16 protein-coding genes and 1 pseudogene are annotated in these 17,637 nt (G+C 70.9%); 12 read left to right on the top strand and 5 right to left on the bottom strand.

The window, feature by feature from the left end; translation table 11 throughout:
- Window position 1: 1 nt before the first annotated feature.
- Together IPL89_01570 and IPL89_01565 are read right to left on the bottom strand one after the other, a co-directional pair.
- The gene (locus IPL89_01570) at window positions 2-1,264 is read right to left on the bottom strand and encodes an efflux RND transporter periplasmic adaptor subunit (protein MBK9061881.1); all 1,263 of its coding nucleotides are present in this window, start codon (window positions 1,262-1,264) and stop codon (window positions 2-4) included.
- On the bottom strand, window positions 1,261-2,565 hold the full coding sequence (locus IPL89_01565; GenBank protein ID MBK9061880.1) for a TolC family protein: 1,305 nt from the start codon (window positions 2,563-2,565) through the stop codon (window positions 1,261-1,263). Before IPL89_01565 ends, IPL89_01570 begins: the two co-directional genes overlap by 4 nt.
- 78 nt (window positions 2,566-2,643) lie before the next feature.
- On the opposite strand from IPL89_01565, the gene IPL89_01560 reads away from it, so the two are divergent.
- The 8 genes from IPL89_01560 to IPL89_01525 all read left to right on the top strand — a co-directional run bounded on the left by IPL89_01560 (window position 2,644) and on the right by IPL89_01525 (window position 8,457).
- Window positions 2,644-4,308 (top strand): fumarate hydratase, encoded by a 1,665-nt coding sequence (locus IPL89_01560; protein MBK9061879.1) that lies wholly within the window; start codon window positions 2,644-2,646, stop codon window positions 4,306-4,308.
- Between the two features lie 142 nt (window positions 4,309-4,450).
- Window positions 4,451-4,909, top strand: coding sequence for a hypothetical protein (locus tag IPL89_01555; protein MBK9061878.1), 459 nt, complete (start codon window positions 4,451-4,453; stop codon window positions 4,907-4,909).
- A 64-nt stretch (window positions 4,910-4,973) separates the two neighbouring features.
- Window positions 4,974-5,240, top strand: coding sequence for a DUF2492 family protein (locus IPL89_01550; GenBank protein MBK9061877.1), 267 nt, complete (start codon window positions 4,974-4,976; stop codon window positions 5,238-5,240).
- Window positions 5,241-5,322: 82 nt separating this feature from the next.
- Window positions 5,323-5,904, top strand: coding sequence for a sigma-70 family RNA polymerase sigma factor (locus tag IPL89_01545; protein ID MBK9061876.1), 582 nt, complete (start codon window positions 5,323-5,325; stop codon window positions 5,902-5,904).
- The gene (locus IPL89_01540) at window positions 5,901-6,758 is read left to right on the top strand and encodes a zf-HC2 domain-containing protein (protein ID MBK9061875.1); all 858 of its coding nucleotides are present in this window, start codon (window positions 5,901-5,903) and stop codon (window positions 6,756-6,758) included. The genes IPL89_01545 and IPL89_01540 overlap by 4 nt, the downstream gene beginning before the upstream one ends.
- Window positions 6,759-6,763: 5 nt before the next feature.
- Window positions 6,764-7,516, top strand: a complete 753-nt coding sequence (locus tag IPL89_01535; protein ID MBK9061874.1) for a DUF1223 domain-containing protein — start codon at window positions 6,764-6,766, stop codon at window positions 7,514-7,516.
- Between the two features lie 27 nt (window positions 7,517-7,543).
- Window positions 7,544-8,026, top strand: coding sequence for a DoxX family protein (locus tag IPL89_01530; GenBank protein ID MBK9061873.1), 483 nt, complete (start codon window positions 7,544-7,546; stop codon window positions 8,024-8,026).
- 74 nt (window positions 8,027-8,100) lie between these two features.
- On the top strand, window positions 8,101-8,457 hold the full coding sequence (locus tag IPL89_01525; GenBank protein MBK9061872.1) for a hypothetical protein: 357 nt from the start codon (window positions 8,101-8,103) through the stop codon (window positions 8,455-8,457).
- 48 nt (window positions 8,458-8,505) lie between these two features.
- Here IPL89_01525 and IPL89_01520 read toward each other — a convergent pair.
- Both IPL89_01520 and IPL89_01515 read right to left on the bottom strand, forming a co-directional pair.
- Window positions 8,506-9,874 (bottom strand): annotated as a pseudogene (locus IPL89_01520) (GAF domain-containing protein).
- The gene (locus tag IPL89_01515; protein MBK9061871.1) at window positions 9,871-10,347 is read right to left on the bottom strand and encodes a pyridoxamine 5'-phosphate oxidase family protein; all 477 of its coding nucleotides are present in this window, start codon (window positions 10,345-10,347) and stop codon (window positions 9,871-9,873) included. The pseudogene IPL89_01520 and the gene IPL89_01515 overlap by 4 nt, the downstream one beginning before the upstream one ends.
- A 129-nt stretch (window positions 10,348-10,476) precedes the next feature.
- Between IPL89_01515 and IPL89_01510 the strand changes: the two genes are divergently transcribed.
- From IPL89_01510 to IPL89_01495, 4 genes are all read left to right on the top strand, one after another.
- A complete protein-coding gene (locus IPL89_01510; protein MBK9061870.1) occupies window positions 10,477-11,292 on the top strand; it encodes an MBL fold metallo-hydrolase in 816 nt (271 codons plus the stop codon).
- A gap of 42 nt (window positions 11,293-11,334) precedes the next feature.
- On the top strand, window positions 11,335-11,943 hold the full coding sequence (locus tag IPL89_01505) for a c-type cytochrome (GenBank protein MBK9061869.1): 609 nt from the start codon (window positions 11,335-11,337) through the stop codon (window positions 11,941-11,943).
- Between the two features lie 94 nt (window positions 11,944-12,037).
- Window positions 12,038-13,051 (top strand): type I glyceraldehyde-3-phosphate dehydrogenase, encoded by a 1,014-nt coding sequence (gene gap / locus IPL89_01500; protein ID MBK9061868.1) that lies wholly within the window; start codon window positions 12,038-12,040, stop codon window positions 13,049-13,051.
- A 34-nt stretch (window positions 13,052-13,085) separates the two neighbouring features.
- Window positions 13,086-14,495 carry a glycosyltransferase family 39 protein gene (locus tag IPL89_01495; protein MBK9061867.1) on the top strand — a complete coding sequence of 470 codons (1,410 nt, stop codon included), beginning with the start codon at window positions 13,086-13,088 and terminating at the stop codon, window positions 14,493-14,495.
- Here the strand turns inward: IPL89_01495 and IPL89_01490 are convergent.
- On the bottom strand, window positions 14,492-17,371 hold the full coding sequence (locus IPL89_01490; protein ID MBK9061866.1) for a protein kinase: 2,880 nt from the start codon (window positions 17,369-17,371) through the stop codon (window positions 14,492-14,494). The genes IPL89_01495 and IPL89_01490 overlap by 4 nt on opposite strands.
- Between the last annotated feature and the right edge of the window lie 266 nt (window positions 17,372-17,637).

The raw sequence follows: 17,637 nt of genomic DNA, 5'->3' as shown, positions 1-17,637 counted from the left end.
CTCAGCTCTCGGGGCGCTCGGCGCTCTTCAGAAGCTCCGACTTCAGCAGGAAGCTCCCGTCCGAGGCCACCGTCTCGCCCTCCTTCAGCCCGGAGGAGATCTCGACCCACCCGTCGACCTCGGCCCCGACGGCCACCTCGCGCCGCGCAAAGCGGCCGGCGCCGCCGGGAACGAACACGATCGTCTTCCCTTCCATCTCCTGCACGGCGCGCGCGGGGACGGCCAGGATCTGCCGCGGCACCGCTTCACCCATCGCGATGGAGGCATACATCTCCGGCTTGAGGCGGCCGCCCGGGTTCGGGACCTGGCAGCGCACCATGACGCGCCGCGTCTTCGGATTGACGGCGTCGCCGACGAACGTCACGCGCCCGCGGAAAATCTCGCCCGGCCACGCGGAGACGCGGATCTCCGCCGACTCGCCCGCTCTCACGAGCCGAAGCTTCGTCTCGTCGATCTCGGCGAGCGCCCAGAGACTTCCGAGATCGCTGACGACGAAGAGCGGCGTTCCCGGCGTCACGGCCGTGCCCGCCGTGATCTTCTTCTCGAGGACGACCCCGGCCAGCGGCGACTTCACCGGGATGTCCTCGCCTTTTTCGCCCGAGGGGTCCTCTCCGGACGTGATGCCGAGGTGCTCGAGAGCCTCCTCGGACCGGCGGACTTCGGTCTTCGCGCGGTCCAGCTCCTCGGCCGCGGCGACGCGGTCGGCGTCGGCCCGCTGGCGCTCCTGGACCGAGATCGCCCGGGCCTCGAGGAGCCGGTCCGCCCGCCCGGCCGACGCCGAGGCGTACGCGAGCTCCGTCTCGCGCCGCCTCCGGTCGGCGATCGCCTTCCGGTAGTCGGCCCACGCGTCGTGGATGATGTGGCTGTTGAGGTGCGCAAGCCTCTGTCCGGCTGCGACGCGGTCGCCCACCTCCGCGTTCACGGAGAGGACGACCCCCTCCACGAGCGAGCCGATGCGCGCCGTCCGGGCCTCGTCGAGGGCGAGAACGCCCGGAGCCTCGAGCCGGTCCGTGCGCGCCATGCGCTTCACCGTTTCGACGGTGATCCCGGCGTCACGGCGCGCCGATTCGGCGAGCACGACGGCGCCGGCCTCGGCAGGCTTCTCCGTCCCCGCCTCGGGCGCTTTTCGCGTCAGCCACCTCACGAGAACGACGCACGGGACGAGCAGAATCAGGGCGGCGACCAGGAGGCGCGCGCGGCGAAACTCGGGACGGCCCAGCAGCCTTTGCCACAGGGACCGTTCCAGTCCGGGACTCTCGCTCATGGGATCGCCTCCTCGCCGAGCAGCAGCCGCACCTCGGCCGCGCGGAACGCCGCCTCGGCAAACAGGTCCAGGGCCTCGCGGCGGGCGTCGAGATACAGGCGGCGGGCGTCGACGAGACGCAGGACGTCCGCGGCCCCTTCGTCGAAGGCGGCGGTTGCCGCGTCGCGAGCCCCTTCCGCCGGCCGGACGAGGTCCTGCTCCACCGTGAGGGCACGCGCGCGCAGCTCGCGGGCTGCGGCGATCTGCGCGGCGCCCCCCGCGAGGAGCCGCGACTCGAGGGCCGCCAGCCGCGCCTCGGCGGCCTGAGCTTCGGCCTCGGCGCGCGCGACGTTCCCGGCGTTCGCGTCGAAGATCGGCAGCGGAATCACGAGGCCCGCGAGCCCCGTGTCGAGGCCGAAGGTTCTCTTGTAACCGGCCGTCAGGGCGACCGTCGGGATTTGCCGCGCCCGCTCGAACCGCGCAGCCTCGTGCGCTTGCGCGACCCGGGCACGCGCCGCGGCCACGTCCGGGCGGCGAGCGAGCGCGGACCGCGCAAGCGTATCCGGATCGCCGTCGGGGATGGCCGGAATCGCGGGCTCGACGAGGCGCGACGCCGCGATGGGGGCCGGCTCCCCGAGGAGCGCCGCCAGGAACCGCAGTTCACGATCCCGCTCGAGCCGGACCCTCAGGAGCGCTTCCTCCGAGCGGGCCAGCTCGGCCCGGAACCGAAGAAGGTCAGCCTCGGCCGACCACCCTTCCGAGACGCGGCGGTCGAGCATCTCGACGATCCGGGAGAGCGCCTCGCGGTTCTTCTCCAGCGCGTCCATGAGAGAGCGGGCGCGGAGCACCGCCAGATATGTGCGCGTCGTCTCGAGTATCACCTCGTGGCGCGTCTGGTCCGCATCGAAGGCCGCGGCGTCCCGCGCGGCGGCCGCCTCGCCGGTGCGTGCCGAACGCTTCCCTCCGAGCTCGATCGGCTGCGCGAAGGTCGCGAAGAAGTCGACGTTGTCCCACCGGGGCGTCGCGTGCTCGGCGTGAAAGTCCCAGCTTTCGACGCGCACCTCGCCGAGGGGGTTCGGAAGGCGGCCCGCCTGGTGCACGGCGCCGGCGGCGGCGTCGACCCGGCTCCGCGCCGCGCTCATGAGCGGCGAGACATCCGCGGCACGTCGGACGGCTGTGCCGAGGCTGAGAACCTCGATCGCAGGCCCCTCGGACCGCATCACGCCCGGCACTGCGACCACGATCACGATCGCAACGAGCCGGGCCACGAAGACACCGCGCATGGCCCCGAATGTCGGGCCCTGCGGCCCGCCTGTCAACACGCGATGTTCCCCTTGGTTCATCCGCATCAGAGGCGGTTCCGCCGGCATCGGGTAACTTCCACGCTGGAGGAGACTCCAATGCCCTCGAAGACCCAGGCCACCAGAAAGACCGCCCCCGCGAAGAAAGACGTCTTCGTGTACGCGAACCCGTTCCCGAAGGGACACGACGACACGAAGTACCGGCTCGTGGCCGGCCCGAAGGGCTACGTGAAGAAGGCGAAGTTCGCCGGCAAGACGATGCTCGTCGTCGAGCCGAAGGCGCTCACCGTCCTCGCGCACGAGGCGATGCGCGACGTGTCGTTCCTCCTCCGGCCGAAGCACCAGCAGCAGGTCGCGTCGATCCTCTCCGACCCGGGCGCCTCGCCGAACGACAAGTTCATGGCGACGACGCTTCTCCGCAACGCCGTCGTCTCGGCGAAGTTCGAGCTGCCGTTCTGCCAGGACACGGGCACGGCGACCGTCGTCGCGTGGAAGGGCCAGCAGGTGTGGACCGGCGCCGACGACGCCGAGAAGATCTCGAAGGGCATCTGGCAGACGTACACCGGCGAGAACCTCCGCTACTCGCAGACGGCCGCGCTGAACATGTACGACGAGGTCAACACGGGGAACAACCTCCCCGCGCAGATCGACATCTACGCGGCGAAGGGCGACGCCTACAAGTTCCTGTTCGTCGCCAAGGGCGGCGGCTCGGCCAACAAGACGTACCTCTTCCAGGAGACGAAGGCGCTTCTCAACCCCGCGAGCCTCGAGGCGTTCCTCGTCGAGAAGATGAAGTCGCTCGGCACCGCCGCGTGCCCGCCGTACCACATCGTCTTCGTCGTGGGCGGCACGTCCGGCGAAGGGTGCCTGAAGACCGTCAAGCTCGCCTCGACCGGCTACTACGACTCTCTTCCGACGACGGGGGACAAGTACGGCCGCGCGTTCCGCGACCCCGAGCTCGAGAAGAAGCTTCTCGAAAGGGCGCAGGGCCTCGGCTTCGGCGCGCAGTTCGGCGGAAAATACTTCGCGCACGACGTGCGCGTGATCCGCCTGCCGCGGCACGGCGCGTCCTGCCCGGTCGGGATGGGCGTCTCGTGCTCGGCCGACCGCAACGTCCTCGCGAAGATCGACGCGAAGGGGCTCTGGCTCGAGGAGCTCGAGCGCCACCCCGAGACGCTTCTTCCGACGCACACCGGCGCCAAGGAGCATTCAGGGCTCGTGAAGATCGACCTCGACAAGCCGATGAAGGAGATCCTCGCGGAGCTTTCGAAGCATCCCGTCTCGACGCCGCTCGCGCTGACGGGCCGCCTCGTCGTGGCGCGCGACATCGCGCACGCGAAGCTCAAGGAGCGCCTCGACTCCGGGCAGGACCTCCCGCAGTACTTCAAGGACCACCCGGTTTACTACGCGGGCCCCGCCAAGACGCCGAAGGGCAAGCCCTCCGGCTCGTTCGGGCCGACGACCGCCGGCCGCATGGACTCGTACGTCGACCTCTTCCAGTCGAAGGGCGGGTCGATGATCATGATCGCCAAGGGCAACCGGAGCCCGAAGGTGACCGAGGCCTGCAAGAAGTGGGGCGGCTTCTACCTCGGATCGCCGGGCGGCCCGGCCGCGATCCTCGCGCAGGAGAACATCAAGAAAGTGGCCATCCTCGAGTTCCCCGAGCTCGGCATGGAAGCGGTTTACGCGATCGACGTGGTCGACTTCCCCGCCTTCATCCTCGTGGACGACAAGGGGAACGACTTCTTCCAGAAGCTCGGCTGAACGCCGAGGGGCGGCTGGCCCTGGAACGCTGATCGCTGGCCTCTCGACGCCAGATCGAACCGCGCGTGAGCGGCATCACGCTGCGCGGCGTGCATTCCGGCCCCCGCGTGCCTTAGATTCACGTGCGAAGGAGACTCCGTCGATGACGAAGACCGCCGTCCTGCTGCTCGCCGCGCTCGCCGCCGCCCCCGCCCTCTCGCAGCTTCCGACCCCGGCGAAGGGCGCAAAGCTGCCGATGACGCTCAAGATCGACCCGTCCGCACTCAAGGCCCTCCAGCTCCCGCCGCCGCCGACCACGCCCCAGCAACTGGACGAGGCGGTCGCGTCCGTGAAAGCGCAGGCCGAGGGCGTCAAGGCCGCGCGGAAGAACTTGGACGACGCGGAGAGCGCGTGTGCGTCCCGCACGTATTCGTCACAGGACATGCACGACGCGGGTTGCACCGACACCGACACGGTCGGAGCGTGCACGGCCAAGCTCTACCGCCAATGCGTGCGCAGCCCGCGCGGCCGCCTAAGAAGCCATCTCCGCCTGTTCAACTCGGCGGTCGAATCTCTCGATCAGAAGGCGCGCGCTCTCGCGATCCCGCCCGAGACGCCCTGACCGCCGAACCCCCGTATGACGCTCGTCATACGGGGGGCGTCTCCGAAGTGCTACCTTGTCGCGCATGTCGACTCCCGAGCCCGCCCCCGCGAGCGTCATCCCCGGCCACGACGTCCTGTCTCTCGTCGCCGCGCGCGGCGGGAGCTGCACCGTCGCCGAGCTGAAGGCCGCCGCGGCGCGCACGTTCGGCCCCGCAGCCGTCTTCGGGAACTGTCACGGCGACCTCTTCGACTTCCCGGAGCTCCTCGCCTTCCTCGAGCGCAAGGGCAAGATCGCCCGCGTCGGGGACGAGGTGACCATGGGCCGCGTCCCCGCCTGCTCCGGGCACTGATGACGCTCAGGGCCGGCGGGAGCCTTTCGCGGGGAATAATGCCGATCCGACGCGGCATCTCTCCCTGGAGGCCACTGCCCGCATGTCCCTCTTCCGCCCACGCCCGGCCGACGCCGAGTCCCGCATCCGCGAGGACTTCGACCGCGAGGCGTGGCCGCATTTTCGGGAGATCACCCGGGCGGCGCTCAGGCTGACGCGGCGGCCCGCAGAGGCCGAGGACCTCGCCTCGGAAGTCTTCCTGCAGGCCTGGAAGTCGTTCGGGAAGTTCGAGCGCGGCACGAACTGCCGCGCGTGGCTCTACAAGATCCTCTGGAACGTGAACCAGCAGCGCAGCCGCAAGAAAGTCCCGTTCACGCTCGGCGCCGAGGGCGAGGCGCTCCTCGCCGAGACGCTCGCCGCCGAAGAGCCGACTCCCACCGAGATCAAGGACGAAGAGCTGACCGCCGCGCTGGACGCGATCTCGCCCGAGCACAGGCAGATCCTCCTCCTCTCCGACGTCGACGAATTCACCTACAAGGAAATCGCCGCCATCCTCCGCGTGCCGATCGGCACGGTCATGTCGCGCCTGTCCCGGGCGCGCGCTGCGCTGCGGGAGAAGGTGCGCGGGACGGCCGCCGCGGCGAGCGTCGCGGGAAGCGCGGCCGCCCAAGGAGGGACACCGTGAACGCCGCCCTGAACGTCCGCGACTATGCCTGCGCGAAGGTGCGCCGCCGGCTGGACTCCTATCTCGCCGGAGAGCTCTCCGTCGACCTCTCGCACGAGATCCTCGAGCATCTCGACCGCTGCCCCGCGTGCGCCAGAGAGCTGAAGGCGCGGGAAAACCTGCGCGGCGCCGTCCGCCGGATCGCCGCTCTGGCGCCTGAGCCGCGCGAGGGCTTCGAGGCCGAGGTCCGCGCGCGCGTCGCGCGGACCCCGGCGCCGTCGGCCGGGACCGCCACGTCGCTCCTCCTCGCGGCCTCGCTCATCGTCGCGGCCGGCGCGGGGACGCTTTTCCTGCTCTCTCGAGTCGCGGGGACTCCGGAGGCGAACCTCGCCGCCGCCCGCGACGCAAAGGCGTTCCTCTTCGCCGCCCTCAACCACAAGAACTGCACGCTCCGCGGGAGCTGGGACAAGGCGCCCGCGGCCGCGCCCGCGGCGCTCGGGAAGGCGCTCGACCCGGACGTGCGGGCCGTGGTCGAGAAGGTCGCGGGCGATCTGCCCGGCTACTCACCGATCGTCGCGCACGACTGCGGCCATGCGGGCGAGAGGATCCTCCACGTCATCTTCCGGAGGACCGGCTCGTCGGCGGCCGACGACCTCGTCTCCGTCGTCGCGACGCGGCCGGGCTCCACGCTCGCGTCGAGCGTGAAACTCGCGGGTCTCGTGAGCGGCGGACACCGGGACGGCCTCTCGGTCGTCGGCACGAGCGCTGGAGACGGGCGGCTCGTTTTCCTCGTCACCAGCGGAAGCGACGCGGATGCGATGCGCCTCGGAAAGCTCGTCCTCCCCACGCTCGCGACCGCGTTCGTCGTGCGCTGAGTCCGGTGAAGGCGGCGGCGTTCTTGCTCGCCGCGGCGCTCGCGGCTCTCGCGGCGCCCGCCGCGGCTGCTCCGGCGCCCGCGGGCACGCCCGTCCTCGTCGAGCTCTTCACGTCCGAGGGCTGCTCGAGCTGCCCGCCGGCCGACCGGCTCCTCGCCCGCCTCGCCTCCGAGCAGCCGGTGTCCGGCGCGCTCGTCGTCGCGCTCTCCCTGCACGTCGACTACTGGAACCGGCTCGGCTGGGAGGACCCGTTTTCCTCGGATCGGTACTCGGAAAGGCAGAGCGCCTACGCGCGGCGCTTCGGTGCCAGGGGCGTCTACACGCCGCAGGTCGTCGTGGACGGCCGGACGGAGTTCGTCGGAAGCGACGAGCGCGCGGTGCGGCGCGCCATCTCGGACGCGGCGCGCGAGCCGAAGGCGTTCGTCCGCCTCGTGCCCGACGGCGCCGGGGCCGCGCGCGTGACCGTCGCCGGCGCTTCGGCCGGGGCGGACGTCTTTTTCGCCGTCGTCGAGGACGGCCTCTCCTCGGACGTCACGCGCGGCGAGAACGCCGGGAAGCGGCTCCCCCATGCCGCCGTCGCACGCGACCTGCGCGCGATCGGACGCGTCGACGCGCGCGGACGGTTCGACGCGGAGGTCCCGGTGCCGCCCGGCACCGGCGCACGCCGCGTCTTCGCGTTCGCTCAGGAGCGTGGAACCGGGCGCGTTCTCGGCGTCGCAGCGCCCCGGGATCTGCCGGGCCCCGGTCACCGGGAATAGGCCGGCCCTCGCGCGGCATTCACGAGTATGTCGCTCTCCGCCCTCTACACGACTCTCACGGCGCGCTTTGAGCGCCTCTTCGCGCCGCTCGGGCACGCGGTCCTCTTCGTGTTGCGCCTCGTCTGGGGCTGGCAGTTCCTGACGACGGGGCTCGGCAAGCTGCAGAACCACACGCGCGTGACGGACTTCTTCACGTCCCTCGGCGTCCCGGCGCCCGGCCTCAACGCCTGGTTCATCGGCGGCCTCGAGCTGGTCGGCGGCGCGCTTCTCCTCGTTGGCCTCTTTTCGCGACCGATCGCCCTCCTCCTCTCAGGCAACATGCTCGTCGCCTATCTCGCCGCGGACCGGCCGGCGCTCCTCGGCGTCTTCCACGACCTCGACGCTTTCCTCAAGGCCGATCCGTTCTGGTTTCTGTTCGTCTCGGTCGTCGTCCTGACGCTCGGCCCAGGCGCGCTCTCAATGGATCGACTGCTCTCGAGACGCCTCGCGCCGCCAGATACAGCCGGTTGACCCTCCTCGCGCGGCGTTCTCGCCCCTCCCCACGATCCCTCCGACCGTCCCCCGATCACACACAAGGAGTGTCCATGAAGAAGAACACCTCGAAGAACCGCGCCCTCTCAGCCGCCATCGCCGGCATCCTCGCCGGCTCGGCCCTGCTCGCCGCCCCGGCGCGCGGCGACGACAAGCCCGACGCCTCGAAGACGCCCGCCGCCGGCCAGAAGGACAAGGCCTCCTGCGGCGGGAAGGACGGCTGCGGCGGCAAGAAGGCGGACGCCAAGGACGCCGACAAGCACGCCTGCAAGGGCCAGAACGCGTGCAAGGGCCACGGCGGCTGCAAGAGCGGCGACAACGGCTGCGCGGGCAAGAACTCGTGCAAGGGCCACGGCGGCTGCGCCACGGCCGCGAAGCCCCAGCCTACCCCCGCTCCCCCCGCCGCCTGAGCCCGGCCCCCGACGATCCGAAGACGGCCGCCGCGTCCGCGGCGGCCGTCAGCCTTTTTCGCGCTCCTCGAGCCTGACGTCTCCGGCGACCTCCAGGGCGAAGCGCCCGCGGCGGACGGGAACGATCCGCACGCCGAAGCAGCGATCCTCGAGCCTCTTCTTGAGGAGGATGAGGCGGCTCTCGAGGTTGTCCTTGACGGCCGGCAGGCCGAGCGACGGGTCGAGGCGCAGCTCGCGGTTCGAGAATTCGCGCCGACCCGTCTTGACGTGCTCGTTCAGGAGTTTCCAGAGCACCTTCGCGGGAACGTTGCGGATGAGGTACTCGCCGTCCACGAAAACACAGTCGTCGTTCCGGAAGTAAACGAAGGCGCGCGACGGGCCTTCCGGAGGCGCCGGCACGGGACACGGCTCGGAGGGCGCCGGCTCCTCGTCGGCCTCGGAGAGCCGGTCGATCCCGATCGCGATCTGGTTCGCGAGAACGGAGAGGAACGCCTCGTGCCATTCCGCGCACGCGAGCGGGTTGCGGCTCTCGATGGCGAGGACTCCGAGCAGCCGGTCCTCGACGACGAGCGGGAGCGCGAGCTGGCTCTCGGCGTCCGGAAGCCCCGGCAGCGGGATCTCGGCGGAGAGACCGGACGCGTCGCCCGCGACCTCGACGCGGCCGCGGACCGCGCGGCCGTAGCGCAGCAGCTGGTCCATGCCCGAGAGGCGGATCGGGACGCGCTTGGCGGCGACGTACCCGACGAGCCCGTCGCCCATGCGGACCTCGGCGCCGATTCCGCTCTCGCCGTAGCCGTGGCTCGCGATCGCGACGAGCGTCCCCGCCTTCTCGTCCGCGAGGAAGACGATGGAGTGGCGGAAGCGGAAGACTTCTTCGAGAGCGTCGAGGACGTCCCGGTAGAGGGTCTCGAGGTCACGCGCGCGGTTGATGCGCGCCGACACGAGCGACAGGGCGCGGAACTCGTTCATCGGCCCGTCCGCGATCGGCTCCTCGGGCAGCTGGGCGTCCTCGTCGAGGAATCCCTCGACCTCCTTCAGCCAGAGCACTTCGCAGACGTCCGCCGAGCGCAGCTTGAAGACGCCCGGCCATGCCCGTGTGCGACCCGATGACCTCGATCCGGTGCGCCATCGTCTCGAAGAGCCTTCCCGACGTCTCGGAGCGCACGTACCTCAGGCCCGCGCGGAAAGCCTGAAACGTCACGGGGTCCCAGAACTCGACGGTCGCGTACGGGTTCTCCTCGAGGTTCCGCTTCGTCTTGTTGAAGAACTGGCAGGAGACCGCGAGGTGGGCCGGGCCCACGTAGTGGAGCTGGCTGATGTACGTCACGTTCGGGACGCCATCCGCCGAGCACGTCGCGATCGCGCACGGGATGATCCCCTGGAAGCAGCGCATGAGGTCCGGAAGGCGCGGCGTCATCGGGCGCCCTCCCCGGCAAACGGCGTCCCGGCCTTCGGGCCCGGCGTCTGCTCGAAGACGTCCGAGACGGCGAACGTGACGGCGCGGCACGGCCACCGCCTCTTCTTGCGCACGACGCTCGGCCGGCCGCCGAACGCCTCCACCTGCGCGAAGAACCCGCCGATCGACTTCTCGACGATCTCGCGTTCGTTCTCCCGGGCCGGACGGATCTCCGTGACGCGGCCCTTCACCTGGATCGTGTGATGGGTCGAGATCTCCTCGAAGACGACCGCGATCATTCCGTTCGCCTCGAGGTGGAGGAGCGTCTCGATCCCCGTCGTCTCGGGCACGTAGACGGTCATGTGTTCGGCGTCCGGGAACGCCGCTCCCGCCGCCAGGGAGCAGCCCGGCCGCAGGTCGGCGTCCCGCGTTCCGACCGCGATGGCGTCGTGCCCCGCGAGGATGCGGGGCAGACTTTCGAGAATCGATCTCACGACTCGAAGATTACCGCTTAGGAAACGCTTAGGAAACGTAGGAAGTTCTCACGGTCTCCCTAGCGACTTCTTAGGTGGCGGCCTCTTCGTGCCCGCCGCACGTTTGCGGCGTCAACGAAGGAGAACACCATGAACACCGCCGCCGCCGCCGTCACCACGACTCACCGCCTCCACCCCGATCTCGTCGTCCTGACGCAGGCCGCGCCCGTGCCGGGCCGCGGCTTCCTCCCGATCGCGTCGTACCTCCTGCTCGGAAAGCAGCCAGTCCTCGTCGACACCGGCGCGGTCCGTAACCGCGCGGGCTTCGTCGAGGCGCTCGAGAGCGTCCTCGACCCCGGGGACCTCGCGTGGATCGTCGTCACGCACGCGGACGACGACCACACCGGCGCCCTCGAGCTCCTCCTCGATCGCGCCCCGAAGGCGCGGCTCGCGATGAACTGGCTCTCGACGGGCAAGCTGTCGGCGAACTTCGACCCGCCGATGCCGCGCGTCACGTGGGTGAACCCCGGCGAGGCGCTCGCGGTCGGCGACCGCGTCCTCCACGCGCTACGCCCTCCGATGTACGACGACCCGTCCACGACGACGTTCTTCGACTCGAAGAGCCGCGCGCTCTTCACCTCGGACGCGTTCGGCGCGTTCGTTCCGGCGATGGCCGAGACGTTCGCGGACGTGGACGAGAAAGCCGTCCTCGAGGGGATGTCCGTCTTCTGCCGCGCGAACTCCCCCTGGCTCGCCGACACGCGGCCCGACCGCTACGCGTCGTCCCTGAAGGCGTACGCGGACCTCGAGATCTCCTGGCTCCTGAGCGGACACCTGCCGCCCGTCGCGGCGCCCGCCGCGGGCCGCGTGATCGCCCGCGCCGCCTCGTTCCCGCTCGAGGGACGCGTCACCGCACCGGGCCAGCAGGCGCTCGCCGCCGCGCTCGCCCACGCCGCCGCCGCCTGAACGATTCGAAAGCGCCACGCGAACACGAAAGGAAGGAAGACCATGAACCGCACGACCTCCCGCTCCGCCATCGCCGTCGCCGCGGGCGCCGGCCTCGCCGCCGCCGTCGCGATCCTCTTCGCCGCACCCGCCGCCCAGGCCTCCCGCAGGGACGCGCAGACGACACGCGTCGAGCGCGGCAAGTACCTGGTCTCGGCCATGGGCTGCAACGACTGCCACACGCCGTGGCAGATGGGCCCGAAGGGTCCCGAGCCCGACATGACGCGCATGCTCTCCGGGCACCCGTCCGCCCTGAAGCTGCCTCCCGCTCCGGCCGCGCAGGGTCCGTGGCTCTGGACGGCCGCCGCGACGAACACGGCGTTCGCCGGCCCCTGGGGCGTCAGCTACGCCGCGAACCTCACGCCCGACCAGAACACCGGAATGGGCATCTGGCGCGAAGAGGATTTCGTGAAGGCCATCCGCCTCGGCAAGCACTTCGGGGTTTCCCGCGAGATCCTGCCGCCCATGCCGTGGCCCGCGTTCCGCAACCTCAACGACGAGGACCTCAAGTCAATCTACGCGTTCCTCCGGACGATTCCGCCCGTCTCGAACCTAGTCCCCGACCCCGTGCCGCCCACCCCGGCCCCCCTGACGGTCGCGTCGAAGAAGTGACGGACTGATGCACCCGCCTCAGGCCGGCAAAAGCTCCCGCCCTTAAGATCTCTCCGGGGCCCGCACCCATGCGCGGCCCCGGAGGTTTTGTTTCATGACGACTCCGGTTCGCGTCGGCATCAACGGCTTCGGCCGCATCGGCCGCTGCCTCTTCAAGAACATTCTTCAGCGCGGCGGCACGGTCGCGGGCATCAACGACCTCGCCGACCTCGGCGACCTCGCCTACCTCCTCAAGTACGACTCCGTCCACGGCTGGTGGGACCACCGCGTCTCGCACACGGACAAGGAGCTCGTCGTGGACGGCGTGAAGATCCCGTTCTTCACCTCGAAGGACCCGGCCGCGCTCCCGTGGGGCGCCTCCGGCGCCGACGTCGTGTTCGAGTGCTCGGGCGCCTTCCGCAAGAGGGCCGACGCCGCCAAGCACCTCGCGGGCGGCGCGAAGAAAGTCGTGATCTCGGCGCCGGCCGACGACCCGGACGGCACGTTCGTCCTCGGCGTGAACGGGCACACGTACGACCCCGGCAAGCACCACGTCGTCTCGATGGCCTCCTGCACGACGAACTCGCTCGCCCCCGTCGCCAAGGTGCTGAACGATTCCTTCGGCATCGAGCACCTCATGATCACGACCGTCCACGCCTACACGTCGAGCCAGTCCCTCATGGACGCCCCGACGAGGAAGCGCCGCCGCGGCCGCGCCGCCGCGCTCTCGATCGTCCCGACGTCCACGGGCGCCGCGAAGGCCACGGCCCTCGTCATCCCCGAGCTGAAGGGGAAGATGGACGGGATGGCGCTCCGGGTCCCCGTCCCCGACGGCTCGATCACGGACATCGTCGCGACGCTTCAGAAGGACGTCACGCCGGACTCGATCAACGCCGCGCTTTCGGCGGCCGCCGCGACGCCAGCCCTCAAGGGGATCCTCCGGGTCGCCGACGAGGCGCTCGTCTCGCGCGACATCCTCGGCGACTCGCATTCGGCGATCGTCGATCGGGACTCCACGATGGTCCTCGCCCAGCGTGTCGCAAAGGTCCTCGTGTGGTACGACAACGAGTGGGGCTACTCGGCCCGCCTCGCCGACTTCGCCGCTCTCCTCGCCGCGAAAGGCTTCTGATCGGCCGCCATCGCGGGTGCTAGGCTTTCCCGGCTTGAGCAAGACCGCCCGCCTGGCGCTCGCCGCCGCGTTCGCGGCCGGCGTCCTCGCGCGCGCGTGGGCGGTCTTCGCGCGCCCTCTCTGGGCGGACGAGATCTTCACGCTGACGGTCGCGCGCCGGAGCGTCCCGGAGATCCTCGCGGCGCTGCGGGTGGACTCCGGCCCGCCGCTCCACTACTTCGCGGCGCACGTCCTGCTCCTGCCCTTCCCGGCTCCGGGAGCGGGCGACGTCGTCGTGCGCCTGCTTTCCCTCGTCGCGTCCCTTCTGCACCTGCCGCTGCTCTACCTCGTCGGCAGGCGGCTCTCTCGCCCCACGGCGGGACTCGTCGCGGCCGCCCTCTACGCCGTCTTCCCGCTCGCGGTCCTCTACGGCGTCGAGGGACGCGGGTACGCGCTCGCGTCCCTTCTCGCGCTCCTCGCGTTCGAGCGCGCGCTCGCGCTGCGCGAGCGGCCGCGCTTCGGGACGGGCGCCGCTCTCGCGTTCGCCGCAGCCGCGGCCGTCCTCACGCACTACCTCGCGGTCTTTCCCGTGGCGGCGCTCGCGCTTCTCACGCTCGGCGCCCGCCCGGCGGCGCGACGGGCGCTTCTCCTGTCCGGCACGGCGGCCGTCCTTCTCGCCGCGCCGTGGGCTCCCGTCGCGCTCGCCCAGCCCGCCGCGTCCATGGCGTGGGCACGCACCGAAGCGTTCGCGGGAGCGTCGCGCGATCTTCCCGCGAACCTCGGCTTCGGCGTCGAGCCCTTCGGCGCTCTGACCCTCCCCCTCGCCGTCCTCGGCGGCGTCCTTCTCGCGGCACTCCTCGTGCGCGAGAGGCGCGGAGTCCTCTCTCCCGTCGCCCTCGTCCTCGGCGGCTCGCTCGTCCTTCTCGCGCTCGGTGAGCTCGCGACCGGCGCACTGGTCCTCCCCGGACGGACGGCCGTCATGTTCCTGCCGTTCGTCGCGCTCCTCCTCGCGTCGGCGCCGGCCGCCGTGCCGCTGGCCGCCGGGACGGTCGCCCTCGCGTTCCTCGTCCGCGTGCTGCCCGATCTCCCCGGTCCTTCGCACGGAGAGACGCTCGCGCGGCTCGTCGCGGCGCCGGCGCGCGCCGGGAAGACCATCGCGGCGGCCGGCTACTGGGGTCCGGAGCTGGACTACCGCCTCGCGCGTCTGGGCGCGCCGGGACGCGTCGTCCTCTTCCCGTCCGCCGTCGCAGCCCACCCGGGCTGGTACCGCGAAGAAGAGATTCCCGACGAGACTCTCGCGCGCGAGGCGGAGGCCCTCCTCGCGTCGCCCGCACGACCCGCCGTCTTCGTCCTGCCGCGCGGGTCGCGCGCCGCGACGGCGCTCGCCTCCCGAGTCGGCCCCGCGCGGCGGCTCCTCTCGAGCCCGCTCGTCGACGTCGTCGAGACGAGGCCGGCGCCGCCTTAACCCGGACGGACGGGGCCGAGAGTCCGGTCCAGCCAGTCGAGGATCTCCTTGACGAGGGACTGGATCCTCGGCGGGATGTGGCCGCCCTCGAACGTCACGTGTTTCTTTTCCTTCTCCGGCGTCCCGAGCGCCCGGAAGAGGGGAACCTGGGTCGTTTCGTACGGGTGCCCGAAGTCGTACCGGCCTGCGACGAGGAGGACCGGGATCCGGATGCGCGGCGCGAAGTTGAAGGGCTCGACCTCCGGCGCGACCCGCAGAAACCGGAGCCCTCCCGCGGCCAGGATCGCCGTCCTGACGCGCGGCTCCAGCGCGACGAAGATGACGCCGTCGATCGCGCCGAGGCTCAAGCCGTAGAACGCGATCGACTTCGCGTCGAGCTCCCGCCGCGTCTCGATGAAGTCGATCGAGCGGCCGAGCTCCTTCGACCACTGGATCCGGAGATCGCGGAAGGAAGCCGGGCCCGACGGCCGCACGGCGAGGCGCCGCTCGTACGTGTCTTTGTAGATCGGGTGGAGTAGCGCCCGGCCGCTCCGGATCACGAAGTCGACAAAGCGCATGTCGAGGTCCGCGCTCGACGGGATGACGCGAGCCTGGCTGCTCGGGAAGTAGACGACGGTCTGGTAAGGCGGGCGCGCGTTCTTCGGCAGGAAGAGGAACGCGGGGATTCGCTCGCCGCCGGACGCGGCGAGATAGCTGACCTTCTCCTTCTTCCAATATGGAGAGGCGTCGTCCACCCCCTCGCTCTTCACGTCGAGCGGGCTCTTGTCGTACGCGTAGAAGCCCTGGAAGACGCGGAAGACGTCGTCGGCGACGGGCTTCTCCTTCGAGAAGTTGCGCGCCAGGACGGGGATCTCGCGGAGCTGCTCCTCGGGCGGCGGCGCAGCGTACCGGACGCAGCGGAACCCGTTCAGGGGCGAGCGGTCGAACGCGACCTGGGCGTCCGGCTCGGAATACGAGTAGACAGCGTCCGAGAACGCGCCGCCGAGGAGATACCGGCGGCCCGCCGCCTCGTTCCAGCACCATTCCTTCACGTTTCCCGCCATGTCGTACGTCCCGTACGGGCCGAGGCCCTTGTGGGTCGCGACGGGCGCCGGGCCTTTTCCGCCGAAGTTGGACACGCGCAGGATCTCCGAGAAGTTGCCGGTGCCGGTGGCCTGATACCAGTGGTAGACCGTCGGCAGGGCCTTGCCGGCGAACTCCGCATAGGCCGCGGCCTCGTACCAGGAGACGCCGTTGACCGGGAAGTCCTCGCGACCCTCCGGGTAAGTTCCGAGCTCCCATGTCGCGGGGCCCGGTCGGCCCGTCCCGTCGCGGAAGCCGGCGAGGGCTTCCTCTAACGAGAGCGTTCGGCCTTCCTTCAAGAACGGCTGCTTCCAGTACTCGCGCTTCGCGTATCCCCCCGCGTCCACGAACGCCTTGAACTGGCGGTTCGTGACCTCCGTCCGATCCAGCCAGAAGTCGCCGAGCGTCACGGCGCTGAGGCTGCGCAGCGAGAACGGCCCACCCGGCACGCGCACCATCCCCGGCGGCACGGCCGAGACCGCGTCGAGCCGGTACGTGGCCGTCAGGGACTCCGTCGTCGCCTCGACCGTCTGGTGACCGGGCAGCGTGAACCGCCACCGGTAGTACGCGAGGGGCAGCTTGAATTCCCTGAGCGGCGTCTTGCCGGCGGGCGTCCAGCCCGACTCGCCGTCGAGATAGTGCGCGAAGAGTACGTCCGCCCCGGGCGGGTCGGTCGTCACGTCGAACGTCACCCAGTTTCCCTTGCGGAGGCGGGCGACCTCGTCCGGGAGCGTCTTCTCGGCTTCCCGGGCGAGACGCCAGGCGTCCATGAACTTCTGCTGCTCGACGAGCCGGCCGATCTCCGGGAGCGTCTTCTCGCGCACGCGCCGCACGCGCGACGTCTCGGCGATCCGCCAGGCGGCGACGCCGGCTGCGGCAAGAAGGACACAGGCCGTCAGGACGAAGGCGGGGCGTTTCCAGAGAGGCCGCGGCGATCCGGCCCCGGTCGAAGCGCCGCCGAGCGCGGCGAGCTCCTTCTCGACGTCGCCGGCGTTGGAGAACCGGTCTTCCGGACGCTTCGCGAGCGAGCGCGTGACGATCTTCTCGAGCGCGGCGGGCACGTCGGGCCTCACGGTCCCGAGCGGCGGCGGCGCGTCGCGGAGGATCGCCGTCAGAGTCCGGAGATACGAGTCCCCCTGGAACGGCCGCCGGCCGGTGAGCATCTCGTGCATCACGGCCCCGAGCGAGAAGACGTCCGAGCGCGCGTCGAGGGGCTTCCCCTCCGCCTGCTCGGGCGACATGTACGCCACCGTCCCGAGGATCACGCCCTCGCGCGTGCGCTCGACGATCGACGCGGCGGTGGCGGTTGAGTCGCTCGTCATGTCGTCCGGGCTCGAGCCCCTCTCGACGAGCTTCGCGAGGCCGAAATCGAGCACCTTCACCCGGCCGCCCGGTCCCACGACCACGTTCGCGGGCTTCACGTCGCGGTGAACGATGCCCGCCGCGTGCGCGGCGCCGAGCGCCGAGGCGATCCGGGCGGCGATGTCGACCGCGTCCCGGACGGGCAGGCCGCCCGCGGGGATCAGCTGGTTGAGCGGCGTCCCCTCGACGTATTCCATGACCATGAAGTCGACGCCCTGGTCCGCGTCGACGTCGTGGATCGTGACGATGTGCGGGTGGTTCAGGGCCGACGCGGCCTTCGCCTCGCGGACGAAGCGCCACTTGCGCTCGGGATCGCCGACGGACTCCGGCCGGAGGACCTTGAGGGCGACGACCCGGTCCAGGCGGGTGTCCTGGACGCGGTAGACGACGCCCATCCCTCCCTCGCCGATCTTCTCGAGGATGCGGTAGTGCGAGAGCGTGGTTCCGATCATGGTTCTGAGAACGTGTCGCCTTTCGCGTCACTTTACCGCTTCGCTACGGCGTTTGACGGATCGCGCCCTCCGTGAGACCCTGACGTCCGGCTGACGGGCGCCTGCGCGCGTCCCGGCCCCGAACCCCACAGGACCCGCCGCCCAACTCCTTCGGGAAACGGCCGCTTAGGTCCGCTCGATGGCCCGCCGGCGTTCCATCGTTCCCCGCCCCGCCGGACCCTGCACGGGACCGGTGCGTGTACGCAAGCGGCCCCGGAAAGCGATTC

The organism is Acidobacteriota bacterium (genome assembly GCA_016716715.1).
Lineage (GTDB): Bacteria > Acidobacteriota > Thermoanaerobaculia > UBA5066 > UBA5066 > Fen-183.
The sequence above is the reverse complement of the archived record's forward strand: the minus strand, read 5'-3'. Positions and strand labels throughout refer to the sequence as shown.